The sequence below is a fragment of the Nocardia sp. NPDC049526 genome, from assembly GCF_044465765.1.
In the GTDB taxonomy this organism is placed as follows: Bacteria; Actinomycetota; Actinomycetes; order Mycobacteriales; family Mycobacteriaceae; genus Nocardia.
Map to the genome: position 1 here is coordinate 684,657 of NZ_JBITMA010000004.1, position 25,660 is coordinate 710,316.

Sequence of the window (25,660 nt, forward strand, 5' to 3'; positions counted from 1 at the left end):
ACCACCGCCGCGACCATGCTCCGATGGTCGAATTTCACCGCGGTCACTGCCATTCGCATGCCTTCGGCACCGTGTCCGTACGGACGCGGGCTGCCGTCGTGATTTCGGTGCCAACCGCCGCGCAGGGAGGTCGCGAACTCCTCGTCGGTCTGACCGTCCATACCCGCTTCGACCACGACCGGCCGAATCTTCGCCCCGTGGGCGCCCAGCCGAATGCGCGCGGCCTGCTGCACCAGAGTGGCGCAGTTGCTGTCCGCGGCATCCATCAGGTGCCGGGTCAGAGGGTGGGTCGGGGGTTTGGCGTCGAATACGTCGTATGGCGAGGGTGGCGGGTCGTCGTCGGGCACTGTGTCCACGAACGGTTCGACTGCCAGCGGAGCGGCAACGCCGTAGGCGGTGAATCGTTCGCCGTCGAAGCGCACCCGCTCCAGAGTGATGTGCACACTGCGTTGCAGCACAAACTTTTTGCGTTCCGGATGCCAGAAGGCACCCGTGCCCGCGGGTACCCGCAGGAACAGCAGGTTGCGGTCGGCCAATTCCTTGTCGGCAGCCGCTATCTCGCCGGTGGTGAAGCCGACCTCCCACAGGTGCGCACTGCGCATCATCCACGGATGCGCCGGATCGAGATCGTTGCCCGCGCGCAGTTCCACGACCAGGATCAGGTCCTGCATGAGCGGCTGCTCCGCGACCAGGTCGTCGACCGTGGCGATCAACGGCGATGCCTCCGTGCGCGACATTTGTCGCGGCACCCCGGATTCCAATACCGAGTTGGGCGCGGAGAATCCGTTCCAGGCGTCGGTATTGCCGCCGTCCCAGGTCGAGGTGAGCAGGCGGATGCGTTCCTCGTCCAGCGTTCCGAAGGTCGCGCCGTATTGGTCGTCGGCATACCCGACGGCATCGGCGGAGGTGTCGAAAATCAGTGCACCATCGGATATTTCGGCCAATCCGACGGCATGTTGGGCGGCCTGCGACAAGGCGGCGTAGGTCGGGTCGTCCACGGTCGGCACGGTGCTGGTGTCTTCCGGAGCATCCCCCGCCTGTTGTGCCACGCGACGCACGCCGTCGGCCACCTCTGCCGCCGAACGGTATCCGAGCAGCCCGGCCACCTGCCATATCCGCATGCGGCGTTGCGGTGTGATGCGGCCCGGCTGATGCCGTAGTACTTGCGCAGCCGTATTCGGATCCACGCCGGCGACGATCGCGACGTCGCGCTCGGTGACCACACCCACACGATGGGAGGCGGCCGGCGGCCCCGCCGGGGCAACACCGGCAGAGGCCCGGTCCTCGCCGGCGGTCGGCTGCCACTCCGTCAAATCCAGATCCAGGAACTCCCGCATCAATTGCAGGATGTATCCGAATTCGGTGGTGGGCTTGGTGCACTGCGCGAATTTCTGCAATTCGGCTTCGATATCACCGAAGCGGAAGTCCTCGATGCGTGGATAGGTCCGGGATCCTGGCAGTGGCTCCTTGCGCCCGAGAATCCGCATCAGATCCCGCTGCGAATCGTCGGCCCGAGAGAACTGGGCTCCGATCACATCGGTCTCGGTTCCGATGCGATATTCGTGCTCGATGCGATCCGCGATCCACTTCCCGAGCTGGTCCGGTCGGCCCATTGAGCGGATGAAGCTCCAATCCCGGAACTCGAACTGCCGCAACTGTTCACCGACGATCCACAGTGCCCGCCGCAACCGCTCCTGGGTGAACAGCTCCGCAATCCCACCGATCCGGCTGCGCAACGTCAGCGCCAGCGCCCGCGCCTGCGGATTGCGCTGTTCCGCGGTGTCGGGGAACGGGGAGTCGTCCGCGCGAGCCCCGATCACGGCACGCTCTTTCAACCCGACGGGCTTGCGGCCGCGCAGCGGGATCTCCGGATCGCGAGGGCTGTCGAAGACGATGGCATCCACATCACCGACACCGACACCGGCGGCCGCTACCCATGCGTCGATCGCGGTCTCGCCGATGATCCACCGGCCCTCGACCGCACCCGGGAAACCGTTGTCGTGCACCACGACATCACCGATCTCGACCAGACCGCTCTGGACCAGACCACGCAGGTCCGGATTCTCATCGAGCAACTTCTGCGTCACCCGCACCACGGCAAAGGCATGATGACCGGTGCCGCCGAGGTTCATCACACCCGCGATGGCGTGCTTACCGGACCGGACCTCCGCCACCGCAGCAGCCAGACCGGCGCGCCCCACCCCCAACGGCTCATCGCGGAAGTCAGCGTCCAGACCCGCGGCGAACGCCAGATCCGACATGCCGTGCGCGCGAATGGTTTCATCATCGACCGAGGCCGGATTCATTCGCGCGGTGACGGTGTCGTCCACCACCGCACGAATCACTCCCTGCACCAACGGACCACAGATCTTCGGCCCGGTGGTCGTGCGATGGTCGGCCGGCGCATACGGGCGTTGGTAATCGGCCGCATCGACAACGTCCACGGCTGGTTCGACCGCCGGCGCGGGGACACGCGCGGCCGCAGCCGCGGCGCGGCGCTGCTGTCGTGCCGTTGCATCGGACTGGGTTTTGACAATCCGCTGCACATCTGCACGGCGGGCCGCACGTTCGGCGAAGAAGCTTTCGCCGAGTAGGTCATGGAATTCGACACCGGGCTTCAGGACGCCGAATGCCTTGGCCCGGGCCATGATCAGCGATGCCCACGCCCCATGCGGCGGGCCTGCGATGCGGCCGCTGCCGCCGGCAGCCTCCCCCCTGTGCACTCCACCGCCACCGTCCACCTGACGGCCGAGCCGCTGCACGGCGGTCAGGTATTCCTCGTGGGACACCGCGGCCATGGCAAGCGCCACTCGGACTTGGTCGGGGTGGATGGCGCCCGTGGTGTGCATGCCATTGGCGATGCTGATGTCGTGCTCGTTGATCAGCCCTTCATGCAGTTCGGCAACGATGGCGCCGTAGTCCTTCGCGTTCTGCTCGATCTGAGGCTCAGGCGCCTTGTCGAAAAATTCCCAGCCCGGACCGCTGAGCAGATATTCACGTTCGAAATGAATTTCCCCGTCGACCTCACGGCGCACCACCGCGCCGAGAATCGCCGCCATGTCCTTGACCGCATCACCGGCCATGGTGTCGTAGATAGTGCGATTCTTCGCCCGGTTGATGCCGAAAGCGGCTGACAGGTCGGCCGATCCGACCTCGAGCCACAGCACAAGGCCGGGGTACTCGTCCATCAGCTCCTTGATTGCGGCATTGGCGCCCACCCGGGTTCGCGGATCCGCGAAATCACCGGTCTCGATGATCGGCACCGCATATTGGATCAGATTGTGCGCGGTGTTCAACTCTGCGATGGTGTCCAGGAATCGACGTGACATCTGGTCCAGGGTGGTGAATTTCGGCAGCACATAACCGGTGATCAGATTCGCGTGTTCGCCGAGTCGCTCGACCAATTCGATGATGTGCTCCGGGGTGCGCACCCGGACGAACAGCAGCGGCCGCGGTCCTTTCCCGGTGCGCGCGTATCGCGTGAACTGTTCGACGAGGTTGTCCAAGCCTTCGCGGACTTTTTCGGCTGGAATGCTGTCTTCCAGGTCGTAAACCAGTGCCGGAACCCCCGTTCGGCCCCATTTCTCGATTTTCTTCGCGATATTCGATTGCGTCGATGGCCCGTACAGCGTGGTGCTGGCCGCATTGGCCAGCGCCCACCGCTGGGACTCCGGTCCGAATGGCTGCGGCAGCTGCTCGAACAGCTCTGCGAGCTGCTCCGGCGGAATGTGATTGAAGTGCGTGATGGTGTGCTCGTTCGACCCGGCGGAGTCCATCCTCGGGTGGCGGTACCGGACTGCTCTGGACTCCACAGCTTCTGGCACGGTCGGACGTCGACCGCCCGTTTCCGGAGCCGGTGCGCTCGATCGCGCCCGATGCTCCGATGCGCCGTCGAGGATGCCACGCACCGCCCGGCCCGCCGTATTGCCGAGGGCGTCCACGGCGTCGGGTTCGATGCCCACGGTTCGCGCAACGACCTCCGTGTCGGACAGTCCCTGCAAGTACACCAGGTCGCAGTACATCCGCTGGTCCGGCGGCAGCTGCGCAATCGCATCCAACAGTGATTCGAGATCACCAGCCATCGCATGACGGACCTCGTCGGGGACGCGCGACCCGACAGCTCCCAACAGGGCGACGCGCTCTATCTGCCGGAGGTCCTCGAGGCGATCCACCCCCAGCCGGAACACCGGGGTCCCATTCTGCGCCGGGGGCTGTGCGGCATCGAAGTCGGCGAACGCGTCCGCGAGATGGGCGGTCAACTCGCCCAGTTCCCGACCGGCATCGAGGTGTCGGTGGACCAGATCCGCCACCAGATCGAGCTGTTGTCGATCGATCCCCGGCACGGCATGCAGCAGGTCGAGCAGATCCACGCTCACCGCGGGGGGACTGTGGTCGAAGTCCGTACCTGCGATCAGGGTGGCAAATTCCTCGCCGATCCGCTGCTGCAAGCCTTTCAGCACCGCACGCTGCTCACCGATACGCCGGACGAAAGCCTGCAGCAGCGCCCGCTTCGCTTCGGGCATCGAATCACGAGCCTGCCCCGCGGCATCGAAAACAATTGCGGTGGTGGACAGCACCTTCGACTGACGTTGCGGCGGGAAGTCATGGACGACAACACCATTCCAGTCGATAACCACCGGGCTGTCGTTATCGAAGATGACCACGTAGGTGTGCGCATCCGGCAGACCGTCTTTCCCGACCAGGGTGTCGGTGACCACCATCAGACTGCCGGGGCCCAGATCGGTCAGGATGCGCTCGATGTCGGCGTGGTCGGCGAGATCCTCCAGCTCGGCGCCCAAAGCGACGGCCAGCTCGAGGCTCGATGTGCCCTCACCGTTTCGCTCCAGCAAGCGAATCTTCGGGTTATTCGTCAGCGCCTTGACCACCATGGTCGCGGCGGGCATGCAGAAACTCGGCAGATCGACCGCGAGCCCTTGGACGCGCTGCGCGACCGCGCCGGAGATCCGCCGATCCAGCCGCGCCACCAGCGCTTCGGCCTCGGCCAGGGCATCGGCGAGCTCCGACAACTCGGGCGGGCGCGCGATGATATCGGCTGTGTGCCACCCGAGTTCGGTGGATCGGCGCCGAAGATCCGAACGCAGCCGGTGGCGGTCGAGCAGTGCTCGCAGCCGTCGAGCGTTCAACTCGTGCAACCGGTCCATCGCCTCGCTGAGACCGCGGTGATTTTGCAGCGCCACCCACAATGGGTGTTGCGGATGGGCCGCATCCACCGACGCGGCTCGGTCGATAACGCGCAATGTCTGCGCCCGGACCGCCGGATCCGACAGATCCACCTGGAGACCGATCCGCGCGGCCGCCGCTTCCGCGTCGGCGAGCTGCTGTCCGCGATCGAGCGAGAAGAGATACATCCCCAAGGTGTCGTTGTATCGCCGCGACTCCGGCAGGCTCTCGCTCTGCGGGACAACGGGATTCGCGGCGTCGTTCGGGTAGACCGGAGTGCCGATCGAGTCGTAGACGACGGCATACATCCGGGTGTTGTCGAACACCGCACTGTAACTGGGTGAGCGGTAGTCGTTTTCGGCGTCGAACTCGGATACGTCACCGACGTGCCGGGCGATCTTGACGAGGATTCCGTCCTGATTGGTCACCGTGAAGCGGACGCGGGAGCCGTCGGGTTGAACCTCGACAACCAGCGCCGATGCCTTCGATCCCAACCCGGTCAGCGTCTCGGCCAAGGTTTTCGGCCCGGGCACCCGCAGCAGCCTGCCTCGTGCGCGCGTCTGCAGCTCCGCGTCGGACAGGCCGGATACCGTCAATTCTTCGACGACATCCACCGCGTCGTAGCCGTAGATATCGGCGAGCGACTGCAAAGCCGCCGTGCCGTCCGCGACACCGGGACGACGCGAGGCGGCGTCCGCCGCAGCGGGGTCGAGGACGACGCCGGGATCCTTCAGTCCGGCGGACAGTTCCTTCTCCAGCCGGCGCGCCTGGGCATCCGCCTTTCGATGAGCGGCCGCCGCGTCCACCAGTCGTCGCAGTTGCCGTGCCGTCTCGATGTCGCCGTCGCGCTCCAGCCGGTCCGCCCTGGCGGTCATCCGCCGACCGCGCCGCTCGGTGTCGGGCACCTCGACGCCAAACTGCGCGGCCAACTGCCGGGCCTCGGCGCCCCGGGCCACCCGTGCCACCAATGCGGTGGTATGCCGACTGCTCACCACACCCAGCCGATGGCGAGCCTCGTCCGCATGGCCGAAGCGCCGGACCTGTTCGATCAGGCGGGACCGGCGAGCAGGTGTGAGGACACTGCCCTCGACGCCCTCCAGTCGACGGATCACCGCGTCCGCCGGCAGCTCGCCCGCGTCGATCAACCGCACCGCGTCGAGATATTCGCGTCGCAGAGTGCCGAGCGCCAGACGGGCGGCTCGCTGTCTCCTGGTCACCTCCGCCAGCCGCAGCGCTTCCGGCGGGGCGCCGATCGTGCCGGCCAGGCCGATACTCGGGCACTCGGCGAAATCGACTACCGGGTCCAGGTTTTCATCGAACTCGATGCCCCTGATCACCGCATCACTGCCAGCGGTCACGCGTTGCATCCAGGCCGCGATCGCCGTGTCTCCGACAACCCAGCCACCATTGCGGACCGCAACGGGATCGGCGTTGTCGAACACAACCACATCGCCTTCGCGCAGTTGCGAGTTCGTCTCGGCCAGTGCCTTGTTCACGCGCATGATGGCGAAGGCGTGCGCGCCGATGGCACCGTGATCGACCACGCCCGCGATGGCGCCCCGGTCTCCGGGGCGCACCTCGCCGTTGCGCACCGCGTCCAGCGCCTTCTCCAACCCGGTTACGCCCCGGCCGAACGGCTGCTCGCGCCAGCCCGCGGCCAGGCCGGCGGCGAAGGACCGGTCGGTCATGCCGTCCATTACCAGCTCGCCGGTCAAGGGTGCGGGAGTGATCCGAGATCCGTTGGCGCCCAGCAGTTGCTGGAATTTCAGCTCTACTTCGCGACCGCATACCTTGGCGTGTTCGGCCGGGGGGCCCATGCGCCTCGCGGCGCGCACCGTTACCGGTGCGCCCAGGAGATCGGCGAATCCGCTTGCGAAACTGGTTGTCCCGACCGGCTTTTCGGTACTCTCCTGATTCACCTGGGGCGGAGCCGTTGCCAGATCCGCATCCGCAACGGCTCCGTCGGCTTCGGTCACCGTCACACCGGTGATTCCCTGCGCGGTTCTGCTCCAGACGGTCAGGGTTCGCTCGCCCGGCGCACCCGATATCGACGCGTGCGCGTACGCGGCGCCCGTGGCGACCGCGTCGCGGATCTGACGGCCGACACCGGCCATTGCGGCGTCGGCTGCCTGGCGTGGTGTCACCCAGTCCTGAGTCAGGCGGCGAATCACCTGTTCCAGTGCGGTGATACGCCTCGGGTGGCGGTCATCGAGCCGCGCCGATACTTCCAGCGCCAGCTGTTCGCCGCCCACTACCCGCAGGCTCATCCGGGCCGTGCCGGTCTCGGCCATATCCAGCAGATCCAGCCGGTACCCGGTGTACGCGGACTCGTTCTGTCCGGTGCCCGACGCGTCCGGGTCATCCGCGGTGTGCCCGGGCCGGTGCTGTTCGGTGAGCACTTCGCTGGCCGGGTACAGGTCGTAGCGGTAGAGACCGGAGCCGTGCTCCGTACCGGCGGTGACGTCGCGCTCGGCGCCGGTTGCGGGATCGCGCTCCACCTCGAATGCCGATGTCACCACCGCGGTATCGACGGCAGCTGCCACCAGGGCCCGGGTATCGGGGTCGATATCGGTGTTCTCGGCCAGCAGAGCACGGGTTCCGTAGATGTCGGTGGGTACCGGCTCGAGCGGATCGGCGGCCGGCGAGGTTTCCTGGGCCGGTGCGAAGATGCTGAACCACATCGCCTTGCGATACGGGTGGCGCCGGTCGTGAACGAGTACGTATCCGCCCAGCTGATCCACGCTCGCGGCGACGATGAGGCGGCCGCGGTTTCGCTCCACCTTCCGGTCCTCGACCGCCTTTTCGGGTTTCGTCTCGGTGGCGGCGGCCGGGTTTTCGTCTTCGTCCGCCATGAGGTCGTCGGCTGCCGACAGATCGAAATCGAAACCCGCCAGGTCGAAGTCACCGCCCTCTTCCAAGCTGGCCAGGAACAGGTCGGCCCTCTCGCCCGACGAGGCATCGTCGGGGATCTCGCTGATCTGTTCCTGCTCCGCCGCTTTCCCACCGCTCGGCATCGGTGGCGGGAAGTGGCTGCTGACATCGAGGACTTCCACCAGTACGCGCTTCGGAGCCCGCGCATTGCCCGGCGTCTCGATAATCGTCGCGCGCACCAGCACCGGCCCCTGGGTGTGGTCCAACGCATTGGAGGCCCACTCGGAGATCGCCAGCTCGGCCTGGTCTATCGAATCCTGCGGCCACTTGTCCTTTTTCAGGATCGCGACCAGCCAGGCCCGCACCTTCGAGAGCTCGGCCCGCCGCTCACCGGTCCCCATTCCGACGAGTAGTTGCTCGCGCTTGCGGCGGTCCTCCTCCAGGCCGGTTCCCGGACGCTCCAGGAATTCGATCCGGAAAGTGTCGGTGTCACTGTCGGATTCGAATCGCCAGCGGTCCGGCAACTCCCGCAGCGCCCGGGAGGCCGCGATCATCGCCTCGTCGGACAATGCCGCCCCGGTGAAGACGACATCGATCCGCATTTCCCGGCCACCCGCGCTGCCCTCCACGCGCGGCCGCAGCGTCACCCGCGCCCCTGGAGTGTGGGCGAGCACCACGTCCACGACGGTTGCCGCCAGCCCGAGTACCGCGGGTGGTTTCGGGAGCGACTTCGCGGGCAGTCCGTCCGTCGGTTCCGTCGGCGGTAGCGCGGCCCGGGTGTCGAGCGAATCGTGCCAGCCGTACCAATACATCAGGTCGGCGCACTCTTCGAGAACCTGGTGGCGGCGCTGTTGCCAACCGGCGCGATCCAGTGCCGGTGGGGCCAGTACTCGGATCGCGAGCTCGGCGGCGAGGACGCTCTGCGCTCGGTCTGTGGCGTGCAGATCCTCATCGACGGTCAGGCCCTCGAACGGCTGCATCTGCTCGGGGGTGACGTCGGGGTCGCGCTGCACGAAAACCTGTTCGTCGACCCATGTTTCGTGAATCTGCGCGGCAACCAACTCGAGTGCCGTCGGTGTGGACAGATCCACGCCGCCAGCCTGCACCGCCAGCGCGATCCGCAATGCGGTCTCGGCCCGGCGCCGGTACACCTCCTGGAAGTATTGCGGCAGTTTCTCGAAGGTCAGGTTCGCGATATCGACCTGAGCGCTCTTCGGTGTGCCGGCCTGGATCTTCGAACCGTCCGGCATTCGCAGCTGCTTGGTGTAAGTCGTCTCGGTGTCGCGGAACCGCTCCCGGAAGCTCTCGTGCAGCTGGGCGGCGACCTCGCCGGCCAATTGTTCGATCCGCGCTGCCATGTCGAGCGCGAGCCGGTCGTTATCGCTGTCCGCACCCTCGACCCGATCGACACTGCGCATCAACGCAATCGGATCCGACAGCAACCGCGCCTCGGTGACGAACGCTCGCACCGCCCGGCGTTCCAGCTCCTCGAGCTCCGATACCGACCGCTGTGTGGCCGCGGCGAGGGTATCCAGATCATGCCGATGGACGTGGTGCTCCCACACGATCCACCGCTCGTCCGGCGATGCCAACGACGCGAGCGCGGCCTGGAGCACCTCGGGCGCGACGGCGGTCAGCGGACCGCCCGGGGCCGATCCCGAAGCCGCACCGGCGATCTGGCTCTCGTCGACACCGCCCGCACGCAGGAACGACGCCCACACCCGTTCGGTGAGGGCCTGGCGCGCCCGTTCTTCGGCCATTACCAGGCCGATCTGGCTCATGAACCAGACGTTGGATCGCTGTCCCGGCGGCAGCGTCTTGGCGAAGACCAGATCGAAGACCCGCTCCCGCAGCCGGGCCGCTACCTCCTTGTCCTCCACCTCGAACTTCAGCCACTCCAGCAGCGCGGCGTCCTGCGCGGCGCGGAATTCGCGGATGGCGTCGCGATCTCCGCTCTGCGCGGCGCGCAGCAATGTGGCTCGCCGGTCGTCGGAATCCGGGGCCGACGGCGTGGTGGCACCGTCCTGGGTGGTGCCTGCGGCCTGCTCACCGGCAATTTGCGTCGTCGCCCACTGCGGCAGCATGGCGGCGATCAATTCGACGAAACCGCGCGGACGGCTGGGCGACTCGCTCTCCGGTTGCCGCTGTCCGGGCGGCAGGCCATCCGCACGACCCGGCCCGGTCTCCGGTTGCCGCTGCCCCGGCACAGTGCGGTCCGCACCCGGTGTGCCGTCTGCTCGGCGCTGCCCCGGAACCAGCGGCCCGACGAGCCCGAGTGCATCACGAACACGCTGTTCGACGGACTCGTTGTGCAACGGCTGACCGTCGCGCACCTTCATGACCGCGATCACCGAGGTCCCGGCAATCCACGCGACCGCCTCCGGCGTCCGCGGGCGGGGCAACCGAGACTCGATCCGGGTGGCGGCGCGCCGAATCCGTTGCGCGACACGCTCGTCGATTTCCAGACCTGCCAGCAGATCCACGACGGTGACCTCGGCTACCCCGGCCTTGTCCGCCACCTTCTTTATCCGGGCATGCTCGGGTAGCTGCTCCAACGCGTCATAAGCGTCGAATTCACCTGCGGCCGAGGATGTTACGCCGTCTCCCACCCCTTCCGGTGGCTGCGCATCCGGCATTCTCCTCGGTGCTGTCGCGTATGCCGGTGCCGAGGCGGAAATCAATCCCTCGACACCGCGCGCCGGCTGAGCCTCCCATTCGACCAGCTGCAATATGGTGTCGAAAACCTTCGCCCCGGACTCGGTTTCGACCGAGAGCCGCCCATCGAGCACCCAGACGACAACGTCCTCGTCGACGCGGGCAGCCGCAGCGATCGCCGCGGTTTGGCGCATGGCGGCATGCAGGCTGATCGGCAGTTCCGGGTAGCTCAGCTGCACGGCGGCGGCCAGCACGCGACGGTTCGACAGGTCGTGCACCGACGCACGCCGGGACACCACCTCTCGCACCGTCGCGGGCGAAACCCCAACCGCAACAGCCACATCCCACGCCGTCGCCCACGGATCCGACTCGGTTTCCACTTCCGGATCCGCCGACACCGGCGCGGTCAACTCCAGGCCGTGCAGGTCCGCCGCCGCGGCGACCCGTGCGCCGATCGGGCCGGGTACCGGCATTCCCTTGACCACGGACAACACCGTCCGGACCGACACCGCGGCATCCACAGCCACCGCACGCCACAGCGGTAGCTGTGGAGTATCGCTCCCGCCGGGCGGAGCGCCGATCGAACCGGCTGCCGCTCGCCCACTACCCATCCCCTCGGAATCGGCGTTGATCGCCGGAGGCGCGCCGCGCCCTCTCCGCGGCCTCGCCACCGCCGGATCGACGAACTCCGGCTTCCCGCCGACGGCTCCGGACAAGGGCTCGGTCTGTGCCGGCGCGGTCGTGCTACGACGCCGTCGACTGTCGAGTTCTGCGTGCACGTCCCTGTCTGCGACGGACGACATGGTGGCATCGTCACCCGCTGCGGCCACACCTGGTCGCAGCTGTTTCGCTGCGTCCGGGACAGCGTCAGCGTCGCCACCGTCTCCCGCGACGAAGTCCGATATCAGGGCGTATGCGATACCCAGCGGGCGACGCGGCAGGGGCAGCTCCTGGAAGCCCACGGCGAAGGCGACACCCAGTGCCGCATCTTGATCCAGCTCGCCGACCGGAATCGGTTCCGCCCACCCTGCGAAATCCTTTTCGGCCCTGCGGGCTTCGGAGAGCGCGTCGTAGCCGCGTTGCAGCTCTTCGAGCAGCCGACCCGGTGCGACGCGGCCCGCCAGCAGCCTTCCGCACACCTCCAGCGCCGCGCTGTAGACCGGTCGATCCTCGAACAATTCGCGGTGATCGCCCCACATGGCGTTCGGGCGCAGCCGCGACGCTTTGCCGGGGGTCAGGACGTCCGGGTGTACCGCGAGCCCCAGCACCTGCTCGCCGTCGTAGAAGAGCTCGAACGGCCGGCCATCGGAAGTTTCCTGCACCGTCAAGAAGAAATCCGGGAACACCGCGCCGATCATGGCCGTGCCCAACGCATTCGCAAGCTCGGTCACCGCCTCGGCGGACAGCTGCGGATCCGACAGCGAATCGCTGACGCCCACACCCGTCCGCTCGAGGTCCGCCACCGCAGACACCACGGATACAACAGGCCCGACGGCCTGGCCCGGCTCCTGTCTCTCGGCACGCTCGCGCTCCAACCGGGCTGCGTGCGCTCGCCGATCGGCGAGTTCCCCCGCTTTCCGGAATCGGCCGGCGACACCTCGGAACGCAACGAGCGCGCCGAGCCGGAATTCGTCGGTTTCACTGTCGATCAAGGCGGCCAGCCCCTCGTCGCCAAGGCCGTCCGTCGACACCCCGTATCCCGCCAGCTCGTCCGACAGGCGGCGCATCGCCTTCTCCAGCGCGAGATAGGCGTCGCCGGGGGAGTTCCCCGAGATGGAATACGGCCAGCTCTCGCCGGTGATGCGGCCATACCGCTGGATTTCCGCCAATCGGTCGACCGCGGCACGCGCGACCATCTCCGAGAATCCGTGCCCCTGAACGAAGTGGCGGAAATCCTCGAGGTCGATCGCGCGAAGCCGCTCCAACAGCCCGTCGTTGACCCGCTTGCCGATCACCGCCAGCACCACCGCCGAGCAGATGCTCGGATCGTCTTCCGACAAACCCTCAGCGGCTCGCTCGGACAGATTCAGCCCCTCGAGGATTCCCTCGTGGTCGTAGCTGATGATGCCCCGCCGCTCGTGGTCCGGCGCGTCGTCGGGGGCGTCCCGGTTCAGCACCAACGGCGTGTTGGGGTACATCGCGTCGCTATCCGCCAACACGAAGTGCAGCACAGCGACCGGGTCCAGCCAGAGTTCCGAGATGCCCAGGGCCTCGAGGTTCTCCGCGCTGCGGTCTCCCTCGTTCGGCACGTACTCCACCAGAAGCGCCGGGCCGTACTTGCCCTCCCATTCACGAACTTCGGGCACAACTCCCAGCTGAGCCATTCGATCGAATTCCCAGGCGATGCGGCCTCTGCGGTTGGTCCCGTCCCGCTTGCGCTGCACGCGGGTCTTGGCCACCGCGACGGGCCGGCCGCGATGAGTGATCAAGTCGACCCGGTGGGGCTCCACTACATCGGCAAGCCGATCGGTGTCGTCACGCAGCGGCGGCTCCTGATACTCGAGCTCCTCGAGCGGCGGCATCGGGTCGGGCAGCGCGCCGGTTTTCGGGCCGAGTCCCCACCAGCGACGGCTGAGCGCCGCCAACCGGCTGAGGTCCCCGACCGGTGAAACCTGCTGGCCGTGTGCGAACGGCCCATTGCCATCGGCCGGCCCGGCCATTCGCACACCCACCGGTTCGGCGGGTCCCAGCAGCGACAACGGTTGCCGATCGCCCAATCTCTGCTTCGGTGCGCCGTCGTCACCGAACAACAGGCGGTGCACCTTCCGCACATCCGCACCGGCGCGGTGTATCCACCGAGTGATCGCGATGTCACCGACGATCCACCCACCGTCGGTCTCGTCGTACCCATTGTCGAACACCGCGACTCGACCGATCTGCCCCTCCAATTGCGGGAACTCGTCGATCAGCGCCTGATTCACCCGCACCACGGCGACCGCGTGCGCGAAACCTTGACCGCTGATATCCAGCACCGCCGCGGCCATGGACACATCGTTGTCGTCCAGACCGACCTGCCACACCAGCTCGGCCAGCGCCGCCGACCCCTTCAGTGGCGAATTCGACTCCCAGTTCGCATCCAGCCCCTTCGCGAACGCCGATCCGGTCATCCCCCCGGTGATGATCGTCCAGTCATCGACCGAAGCCGGATTCATTCCAGCGGCCTGCTCGCCCGCACCGGCCACGATGACGGCCTGCACCTTCGGGCCGCACACCAGCGCCGGACTGTGACGCTCCTCGAAATCGTATTCAGTCGTGGCCATCTCGGACTCCGGCACGACGCCCGACCGAATCGCGGGCGCCGCCGGTGGCCGCGGAGCCATTGCGGGTCGGTACTTTTCGGTGATCTCGGACAGCACCGTCACGAGCTGTTCATCCGCCCACACGTCCAGGTCGAGGCCGAGGTCGACGGCGAAACCGGCAACCTCGTCGTCGAGCGCGACATTTGCGTTGCGAGCGGCGGCCAGTAGCTCTGCTCGATGCACCAACCACTGCAACTTCTCGTCGGCTTCGGCAAACCTCTTCGAGCTCTCCAGCAGTTGCTTCAGACCGCGGAGCCGACGTTCCAGCCCGGACAACTCGCCCACGCGCGGGTCATTCATGGTTTTCAGGAACTCGATCGCGACGTGTATGCGACGCGGGTCCACTTCTCGCTCGGGTAGCCGCAACCGTTCACCGATATCCCGGAGCAATTCGTCATACAGTCTGCTCACCCGATCGGGGTTGATGCCCGTGTCGGCGGGCACATTCAGGGCCCCGCGCTGACCATCCAATCCCCGTCGCAGGGCAGCACGATACGAATAGGCCTCCGACACAGCATTTTCCAGAGTGCCCACACTCGACATCTCGACAGCGTCGCGGGCCCGGGAGCGCAGATAAGCGGCTTCGATATCGATAGCCGTCAATTCGGCCGCCAGGCCGATCAATTCGGTGACACGATCCCGGTGCTCGGAGGTGTGCGCCGAGGCCGACAGTTCCGCCACCCAGTCCCGTATCCGGTCCAGGTTCAGCTCGTTCAGCGTTTCCAGCGTCCAGAGCTCGGAGTCCTCGTCCAGATCGATAGTGCTGTCGGACAACGCTCCCTGCACCAAATCAGCGATCCGAACCGCGATCACCTGGCGCCCGGCGAGCACACTCACCGCTTCCCGGACCTGCCGGCGGTTGTCCAGATCCGTCCAGAACTGTGCGTCACGTCCTGTTTGCCGATCCTTGCCGAGGTGGTTCCCCAGGACGACGGCCAGTCGCAATTGTGCTGCGAGCCGAACACATTCGCCGAGAATCTCAGCATTGCCCGCATCAGGACTTCCCGCGGCGGCCAGATCCTGCAAGGTGTCATCGATCCGGTCGAGTTCCAACGCCTGCGCGGGCAGCCGCACAGCGGCACCGCCGAATCGCAGGTTTCCGATCAGTCGTTCGATCTCGCCGTGGATTTCGGCCACCGCTGCCCGAGCATCCGCCAGCAGCAGGGCAATGCTCCCGACGGGGTTCTCGGACCGGACGGGGGCCGAATCCCCGGACACCAGGTCGATCTCACCCTGCCGGTACAGCAGACGTGCGGCGTGCAGCACCCCGGGCACACCGGCCGGCAGGCCGACAAGGTGGTTGTACGGGCGCTGTTCGTACGGGTGCAACGCGCGGCGGGCAGCATTGTCGGCCACGATCTCCAGTACGAACCGCTCCGCGGCCGATTCGGCGGCGGCCGTGGCCGATTCGGCCACACGGCCCGAACCCGCAGACCGATCGGTGTCGGCCCCCCGGACGATGAAGACCAGTGCGGCATCGGGCGACGACCGGCGCAGCGTCCGGAACTGCGCGACTGCCAGCGAGATCGGCGTACTCAGACTGCCTGTCTGCGCGGTACCCAGCACGAGCCTTTGCACTTTGCCCGCAGTACTGGGCCTTCCGAGGCCGATCATCAGTTCGAGATCGCCGTCCTGGGTGCTGGTGCGGGACAACAACTGAATCTCATCCTCGTCCAGTTCCCGCCGCAGGAGCTGTCGAGCCAGTTTCATCGCTCGGTCCGTATCGTTGACCTCCATCAGTCGCTGCCGGTGTGCGGCGCCGGATGACTCCCCAGCGGCGGTTGCGGCGTCGACTGCGGCCATGTCGGTCGCCAATGTTGATTGGTTCGCTTTGTGACGTACGTCGTCGGGTAGACCGACGGCCTGGGCCAATACATCAGGATGGTGCTTGCCGAGCACTTCTTGCACGTAGCTCGGCCACCCGCGCCACCGCTTCGCGTTGGCCGCACCCATCTCGGCCGCATCGGCAAAGGTGGCACCGGCGGGCAGCACCATGTCCTGGATGCTCGACATCCCGGCCCACCGCAATGCGTCCCGGATGATCTTTTCCGGATCGTTCACCGGCAGCACCATCGCCTCGGGAATGGATGCGCTCGAGGAAACCTCATTGCGCTGCCTGCTCAATTCGACGCGGTTCAGGCGACCTATCACCTGACGGGAAGCCTTGTCGTGCCCGATCACCGTGATATCGGAGTCCGACTGGCCGCTTATGCCGCGTGCGGACGCCAGCTCCCTCACAAACGTCTCGAGTGCCGCCGCGTCCCGTCCGAACCACAGCACCGCGCCCGGCGTCGCCCGCGAGGCGTGGTTCAGTACCGCGTTCAGACCGTCATCGGCTGCCGCGTCGGATTCGCTGTCATAGACGTAGATCTGAACCTCGGGCACCTGCGCGGATTGCAGGTCTCCGACGGTGAGCACCAACTGCCGCGAGTCACCGAAGCCCAAGCGCAGCAACCGAACCCGTGGATGACCAGGCAGGTGGGTTGCCCACCGCTCCGCGATCCGCAACCGATTGATCCAGTTGTCGACCTCGGCCAGGTCCCGCACATTCTCGGCAGTGGGCTCCTCGATACCCTCCAACTCCTGCCTGCGCCGGGCAAGCAGCATCCGGTTCAGCTGGTCGGCCATCGACTCCGGCAGCTGCTCGGCGGTCGGCAGAGGTGCACCAGCGGTTTCCGCCAACCACCGTTCCACCGGATCACTCAGAAGCCCCACGATCTGCTCCTGGACCGCCGTGGGCAGATCCGTCCACCTCTGCTCCATCACCAACCGCAACAGATCCGCCGCCAGCGGATTCAGGTCGTCGAGGCCGGTGCCACTCGCCAGGTCCGCCTCGGCGCTCACACCCGACCAGAAACTCTCCCACTGATGCCCCGAAACCTCGCTCGGTATCGCCGGTACAGCGGGCCGCGGAACCACGTGATCATCCGGTTCCGGCGCGCGCACACCGACCCGAACATGCTCGAATACCCTTGCCGCAGCTGGCAATTCCCTACTGACCGGGACATCGTCGGCAGCCGAACCCGTCAGCCGTATACCCACGACCACCGGCTCCCCGCGGGCATCGCGGATCACACCCGCCGGCGGCTCCCACTCCTCGAATGCCACACCCTCCCCGGTCATTCCCTCCTCGAACACCCGCACGACCCCATCGGCGCCGCGCTTGATGTCGACCGCATGCCCCCACTGCGGCGGCTGCCCATCGACACCCTCGTACACCAGCACCGCAACCACCGCGCCGCCGTCATTCGCCACCCGATCCCGCGCACCCGCCAGCGTGGTGATGCTCTCGTCGAATCCGACGCCCACCACCCCGGGCGCATCCCGCAGCAACACACCGTCGGAACCGGCGGTAAACCCGGCCAGCCCTTCCGGCGCCGGACGCCCGACCGCTGCCCACCCATCCCGTGCCGCGACCGGCAGGCAGTTCTTGGGGCCATCCGCCCGGATATGGCCGGGTGACAACGGAACGGATGGAGTCACATCCGGAACCGCCGGGTCGCCTTCCCTCCTCGCAGTGGTCGGCCCGCCCATGGCGGCGACACCGGCGCGGGTGGCGTAACCCGGTCCATCCACATCCAGCAGCGACCGGGGCGAAGGCGCCGTCCCTCGCGGCCGCTCGAGATCGGCATCCCCGCGATACGGCGAGTACCAGTAGCCGATCCGATCGGCGGCAGCGAACACCCGGAGCGCGGTGTCGGTATCGGGTGAAACCGCCCCCATCAGCACCTGGCTGACAACCCGCTTGCCACCGTCCACATTCGCGGCATCCGCCACGTCATCCTGGGTGGGCTGTTCACGGAATCGTCCAGGGACGAACTGTCCGTCGACGAACCTGGGCGCAATGAACCTGGTGCGGATGAACTCCGGGTCGATGGCGTGTTGAAGGCCCTCGGGGATGCGCACGCCGACCAATGCCGCCGCGGCGAGTACCCGCTGTTCAGCTTCGGTGTAGACCGGGGTGCGGCGTCGAAGCACCCTGGACACGGTCGCCGGAGTCACCCCGGACAGACGTGAGATGTCGAGCTGGTTCGGCTTCCTGTTCACCTCGTCGCTCGTCACCGCCAGGAAGCATTGAGCAACCTCGATCACGTTCCCCGCCATCGGCACGGCTCGTTCGCCGGTATTCCGGGCGTTCAGCAGCTGCCATACCCGGCCACGGGTCACATTCGCCGGATCCATCTCCAGCAGCTCGGCCAGTTGCGTACGCAACGCCCATACCTGCTCGACATCGACGGACTGTGCCGACGGCAGGTCCCCGGTGAAGACCGTTGGGAGCGAATCGTTTTCGGCGCCCGAGTCCGGGACTTGATCCATGTCCGCAGCGGCCGGATCCGCGCGACGAGCGACGGCCGCGAGCAACCGTTGCTGCGATTGCCGGTCGGCCCGGTCACCCGAGAACGCGTCGCGCACCGCACTGGTGGTCCATTCCAGCTCCGTCGCGAGATCACCGACGAATTGCTCCGGCAGTTGAATACCGGACAGGACCTCCGGTGTCATCGGGAAGTCGAGGTCGATCGCTGCGGCCAACACCGCCCGCAATCGTTCCGGCCCCACCCGGCGACCGTTGAAGACACTCGACACCGTCGCCACGCTGACCCCGGCCACTCGGGCGATCTGCGCGTAGGTCGGCCGTGGAGCAGACGGCAGGTCTGCCACTGCAGCCAGCAATTGCCGACGCAACTCCTCATGCCGGTTGTCCGCGTCCCGGCTCGAAAACACCTCGCGCACCACATCTTCGGACACGTCGGCCGCTCGGGCCAGAGCCGTGACGAACTCGTCGTGCAGACGTATCCGGGACAAAACCTCCCCAGACAGCGGAAAGCCGAGCCCAATTGCTGCGGCCAGCACCGCACGCAACCGATCCGGACGCACCTCGCGACCATTGAAGACGTTGGCCACGGCCGCCTCGTTCACTCCGGCCACATCGGCGATCTGCCCGTAGGTCGGCCGATCAGGGGCCGGCGGCAGCTCGGTCACCGCAGCCAACAACCGTTCCCGCAACTGCACGTATCGAACGTCGATGGTCCGGCCCGCGAACACCTCACGCACAACGTCACCGGGTACGTCGGCCGCCTCGGACAATGCCGCCACGAACTCATCGCGCAGATGAATCCGGGACAACACCTCGGGAGACAGCGGGAAGCCCAGCCGGATCGCGGCGGAAAGCACCGCTCGCGTCGTTTCCGCCGTCACCCAGACCCCGGTAAACGTCTCGTGAGCCGCGCTGAGTGTGAGCCCCGCTTCCCGCGCCACCGACGAGTACGTCATACGGCGGGAGAGTTCCTGCCGGAGAGCGGATTCCGACAGCGATGAGCGATCGGTCATCCGTGCGGCCTGCAACACCCAGTGCCGCAGTTGCTCGTTCACATCCTGACCCGCGAACACCCGGCGCACGATCTCGTCGGATACCCCGACCTCGACCGCCAGGTCCGCGACACAGAGATCCGGCAGCCGGAGCTGGGACAGAACGCTCGCGGTCATGGGCAATCCGGCCCGGAAGGCGGCAGCAAGCACCACCCGCATTCTGTCCGGGAACACACGTCTGCCCGCGAAGGCATCGCGCACCGTCCGGGTATCGACTCCGGCCAGCCGAGCGATATCCGCAAACGACGGCTGCCTGGGCAGCAATCCGAGTCGGGTGGCAGTCTCACGCACTCGCATCCACGAGGTCAGATCCACATCCCGGCCCGCGAATACCCGGTGCACGACCTCCGGTGACACCCCAGCCGCTTCGGCCAGATCCGCCGCGAACTGCTGTGGCAGTTGGATTTTGGTCATCGCTTCCGATGTCAGCGGGTACCCGAGTATGGTCGCCGCTCGAAGCACCGACCTCATCGTCTCGGGCAGCACCCGTGCACCATTGAACGCTTTGTGCACGACGCTGACGGCAACCCCCGCCTCCTGAGCCACCTGAGCGAGGGTGACCTTGCGTGGGGGTACAGGCCGGTTCCGGACCTGCTCGGGTACCGGGACACCGAGGCGGTCTGCCGTCGCCAGTACGCGCTGCCGCAGTTGCGGATCCACATTTAGATTCGCGAATACACGGTCGACCGTGGAGTAGGACACTCCGGCCTCCCGGGCGATATCGGCTTTGCCCATGGACCGCTGCGGCGGTTGGGCCGGCGCTGGCGGAATCCGATCCACGAGTTCGGGCACGAGGGCGCGCATCGCCTCGATCACCTGTGCATGCTTTTCCGGGGAAACCCACTGCCCGTTACGCACGCGGCGAACAGTGACCTTCGATGCCCCGGCCGCGCGCGCTATTTCGGCGGTGTTCCACCAAATCGGAGGTGTCCGAGCAGCTTCCGGAAGTTCGAAACCTATCCGTGCGGCCGCCTCGACGACACCGCGCCAAGTGGCATACATGACACGCTCGCCCTTGAGGACACGGACGACCTCCCCCTTCCATATGCCCGCCTCACGAGCCAACAGTGTCTGAGGCGACGGTGCCGACGGTGGCGGCGGTGCCGACGGTGGCGGTATCACCAGCAGCTCTGCCGGAAGCTCGATGCCCAGCGCGACTGCCGCCGCGGCTACCTTCTGCCGACTCTCGGCCGATACCGAGCCACCGTTGAGCATTATGCGCAGTGTGCCCCTGTTCACCCCAGCTACCGCGGCCAGAGTCTTCCACTCGAATCTGGGCGTGAATTCATGAATCGAGGCCAACTCACCATTGCGGAACTCGAGTTCGAGTTCCCGCATGGCCGCCGTCACACGCTCCCGAATCGCGTCGGGGACCGATTGCCCACTGGCCATCCGCAAGACGACTCGGAAGGACACGCGGGCGCGGCGCCCCACAGCGTGCGCCGAAACCGGCTGCGGCAGCTTCTGCGGTCGTGCGACGTCCTCGGAAAGCTCGAACCCGATCCGTCGCGCCGTCCGGACAACTTGCTCGTGGATCCACGGGCTGACGGCCTTCCTGCTCAAGACGAGGATGACCGTGCTGAGCGGGATGCCCGCAATGCGCGCCACATCGGCGGCGGTGGGCGGCGCATCTTCCGTGAAATCGATGACGGCCTCGCCGATTTCGCTGTTCGGAACCGCACGCTCAGGCGAATCGCCAGCTGCCGAGTCCTCGCGCACATCCAGCTCGGGTGCCTCTGTATCGGGTCGAACTTCGGTAAACCACTCGCCCAACGCCGCCAACGCAAGGCTGTGGAACCTGGTGACGGTGTGGCGAGGCCGCATCATTGCCCGACTCGTGTCGAGCAACGACTCGCCGTTCAAGATCATCAAGTAGGATGCCGTCCGCTGTTGTTCTGGCAGACGCGCGATCCCTTGGGCCAATTTCGTCAGGTCGCCTGCCATCATCCGCTCGAGTGGCGGCGACAACCGGGCCCCGACTTCTGCGACCAACCGGTCGTATTCGGGACCGGCCTCGGGGAGCCGACTCAGCCAACCGTCGATGTCGACCACCGGCGGCTCAGGGACACCGAGCAGCGAAATCATCAGGTTGTCCGCGGTGCGCACACGTGTCGAGTACTCGGTCTCGACGCCTATACCCATGGTGTCCATCACCTGCGCAGGGGACAGACCGCGCAAGAACCGGAGATTGCAGTATTCGGCACTGCGGCCGGTCAACTCCGCGACCGCATCTCGCAGGCGGGCGAGGTCTCCGCCGACGGCCTCCACCACTTCGGCAGGAAAACGCTGCGCCACCAACAGGTTCAGCAATTCGTATTCCGGTGTGCCCGATGCCGGAACTTCGTGCAGCGAGATCGGGAGGATCTCTATCAGGACATCCGCCAATGCGCGCATCGCGCTGTGGTCCAGCGCCGCCATGTCGGTGGCCCATCCGAGCTTTGCCACCAGTGGCTCCACCGTCTCCCGCGGCAATCCCATGCCGACCCGCCGACGCATCCATTCTCGTTGTGGCGCACGGGAAATGTTGTTCAATGCCCGTGTGATCAGTGCCGGATGCGCCGACGCGACCGCCTGGGCGCGCACCGGTGCGTGGGCGGCGGTATCGGGATCGTCGCTCGACTCGTCTTCTCGCAGCCGGTCCAGAACCACGGCTCGAATGCGTTGGGCGATCCGGCGTTCCACCGCCATCGGCGCGATCTCGAGCAACCATTCACCGATGGCCTGCCCGGCGGGCGCGGTCCAGTTGTGCTGTGCCGCAGTGGCGAGCACGTCATCGGTGGCTGCACGCGCCAGGGGCGCTGCCTGCCGATCATTGAGCCGGCCCAGCACGTGCTGGAAGACCTGCTGTCCGAATATGGTCGCCAGACCTCGCAAAGCCTCTTGTCGCCGAGCGGGATCCGCAGCATCTCCAGCACGCACGACAGCCAGCAACTCGCCGACATCGCCGCCGGACTTGCCGACGTAGAAGTCCTCGGTACTGGTGCGCACCACACCATCCGCATCCGCGAACTCCACCCGCTGACCACGGGCATCGAGGAACATACCGAACACCACATGGTCGGCCGACTCCCGCGACGGAACGAAATTCGGTTGCAACACCCCCATACCCGGGTCACGCTTCTCGATCCGAACGGTCCCATCCGCATCCACCCTGCGAACCAGCGAATACGCATGCCCCACATCACCATGCGCACCGGTGCCATCGACATGCGTCGGATCGAGCACCAGCAGGACCACCTCGGCCTCGGGCACGACCATGTCACGGGGGTCGCCCTCCGGATCGATGCCCTTGCGCCACGCCCTGTCCGGATCGATGCCCTGGTTCGCGGCATCGACCCGCCAGCCCCAGTCCTGCAACCGCGAAACAGCCTCGCCGATATTCGCGAAAGCCTGCTTGGGCCCACCCAACTTCTCTTCGATAACGCTGACCCGCATACCCCCGAGCCCGGCGGTGAACCCACCCAGATCATCGCGGCCCGTCACCACCCCGATGTCGCGCATCGTCAACGGACCACACTGATTATCCGCGTGCGGCCGGCGCGGGTCCGGGTGCACATAGGCCGTATCGCCCTCGTCGGCGGGCGCCTCGCCGCGCACTTGCGCCAGCGACGGTTGGAGACCGGCCATGGTGTCCCGGTTGACCGCGTGCGCCAGTGCCCAGTCCGCCATCGTCCTGGCGTGATCGCCGCCGTCGAGGCCGTGCGAGAAGGCATACACGATCCGCGACGGATCGGTCAGCGGCAGCGAACGATCTCGTCCCCCGGTTGCGGCGCCTTCGGCAAATGCCTCCAGGTCGTTCAGCTTTCCGCGTTTACCTTTTTCGAAGGCATAACGCGGCAGCCGCCGCAGCCAAGTGGGGAAGTCCTCGTCCACTCGCAGGACCGGATGGCGCCGGTAAACGTTGTAGGCGTTGCGGAGTTCCTTGCGGAGAGTGCCGCGGGCGGTCAGTTGGAGAGCCTGGTCGACGGCATGCAAGAACTCGTGGACCAGATAGTCGGTGATCGGTTTACCCGACGACTTGCCCCACACACCCTTCGCCTGCGCCTCCCGCACGGCCTTCGCGGTCAATCTCCGCTCGGTGACGATTCGTCGATCGACAGAGATATCGGAGTAGACCTGCCCACCCGCCGACATGAGACGCCACAGGGCGCGGGGGGCACGGTCCTCTTTGCTGCCGAAGACCGGGGTCCTGGCATCAACAGCACGCATGCCTTCCTCATCGAGGAGACGTATTTCAGTGAGGGTGTGTGTTCCGCGGTATTCCGCGAACAGCTCGCGCAGGGTGTGATCGAGAGTCACCAGGGCGTCGAGAGGAACATCCGAGTACTCCCAACCCGTCAACTGGACTCCGCGATCTTCCCGGAGCTTGATGACCAACGCTCGTTTTTCTCGGTAATCGTGTGCGGTGAGGGCTCGCGCTGCCTCACGCACCGAGTCACGGTGCACCACAAAACGATCCACGGCCTCGGGTTGTGCGTCGGTTCCGAGGGCCTCGCGCAGGTTGCGCAGCGGCTCGCGCCGATTCTCCACCGCGACAGCATGATTCGTCAGCAACCGATGCTGTTCCGGCGCATCCTCCGGCCGCACGGCACCGAGTTCCTCGAGTCGGCGGATCATGGCACCGACCTCGTGGTAATGCATGGTCGTCGCCCAGAGATCAGCCGAGAGGGCGGCGCCGGAAGCCCCCTGCATGTCCAGACGGCGCCGCACGGTTTCCAATGCCTGGTCGTATTGATACGACTGCAGATACTTCACGGCGGCATTCGCCTTGTGCGCCGTCTCCGTCAACTCGACGAGCGCTTGGTCTTGTTCGGCGATCAACTCCTCATAGGTCGCCCGGAACTCTGCCGGAATGACGACCAGTTCGCGGGGCTCCTCAGCGGGTGTCGACTGCTCCGATACCGGATCCGCGGTACCGTCACCGACCCATGGCAGCGCCTGCCGCTGCTCGTCCGGCGCGCGGTTCTCCTCGGCAGCCCTGCTGGCACGTGCGGCCGCGAGTATGACCGCCAGATCGTCGTCCATGCGGGCACCGATGCGGACGTTGCGGAAGTCCCGGCCCGCCACCGCAGCCGACTCACCGTTCGGGCCCAATGCCCGCGCGGCGACACCGCCGGGCAGCAGCTCGATAGCGCCCAGACGCGCGACCCGATCCGGCGGGGTCCAGTTCTCGAACGATGTCTCCTCACCGTTCTCGACCACCATCACCTGCCGGCGTTCGGCATCCCACTTCACACATACCGCGTGCGCGCCGACCTCGTTCTCGTTCGTGAAGCCCTCGAACGCCGCAACAGCGACAATCGCGCCCTTGTTCGCGAGCACACGGTGGTAGAGCTCATCCCACGAGTAGAAGCCGTTCTCGTGCCAATCCGCGCCGACAATTCCCGCCGCATCCGCCGCTGCCACACCGTCGGGCCCCGCGACAAAACCCGCCAAACCGGCAGGCATTGTCCCGCCTACCGCAGCCCACGCTGCCCGCGCAGCCTCCGGCAAGCAGTTCTTCGGCCCGTCGGCCAGCAGGTGTTCGAGCCCGCCCGGACGCTGGTAGTCCCCGGTGGCATCGGCGGTCGTCTCCTGCGGGTGCAGATCGGACAAACCGGCACGCAGCGCCGAGTCGAGCCGGTCGATCTCGGCGAGCGCCGCGGCGTAATCGACTGCGGCATCGAGCATCTCGCCGGTCGTCAGGGCCTGCATGGCCAAGAACTCCAGCTCGACGTCGTGCTGTCCGGTTTCGGGATCGGTCAGCGGGCCCATCCCACTGGGTTGATACACCATCTGGTGGATCAAGGCGATCGGCAGCGAGTGGTGCTCGTCGGTCTCCGGCGCCTCGATACCCATATCCCGAGCGATTTTCCGGTTCAGCTCACGGGCGAGGTCACGTTGGAGTTGGTACCGTCTCTTGCGCAGCTCCGTGGGTACCTCGGCGGTGAAATTCCAGTAACCGTGCTTGCCCTTGGACAGCTCTCGCAGCGTTTGGTCGGCTTTCCGGCTGCGGCTCACCGCCTCGTGGCGACGGCGCGCCAAGTCCGTGAGCTCGCTCGCCTGCTGGTCCAGCGCAGCCGCCCGCCCGGCGTGACGCCGATAGTCGTGAGCAAGTTCGAACAGCTTGCCGAGCGAGCGACGGCGACGGCCCCAGGTGCTTTCCCACGCCTCGAGCAGTGCGGACGAGTCCTCCAATGAGGTGCTCAAGGCGTCTGCGTCACGCGGGTACCGGGCCAGATGCTCGGCCCGCCGGGCATCGAATACCTCTTCGGTTACCGCTGTCCGGGAATGGGCCCGGCGCTGTT

At 66.6% G+C, this 25,660-nt stretch carries 1 protein-coding gene (running past both ends of the window); it reads right to left on the reverse strand.

All 25,660 nt of this window come from inside a single coding sequence — locus ACIBW7_RS16440, HpcH/HpaI aldolase/citrate lyase family protein, on the reverse strand. Of the gene's 126,159 coding nucleotides, 44,629 precede the window and 55,870 follow it; the stretch shown corresponds to coding positions 44,630-70,289 (codon 14,877, partial, through codon 23,430, partial); reading right to left, the first codon wholly in view occupies positions 25,656-25,658. The start codon and the stop codon both lie outside this window.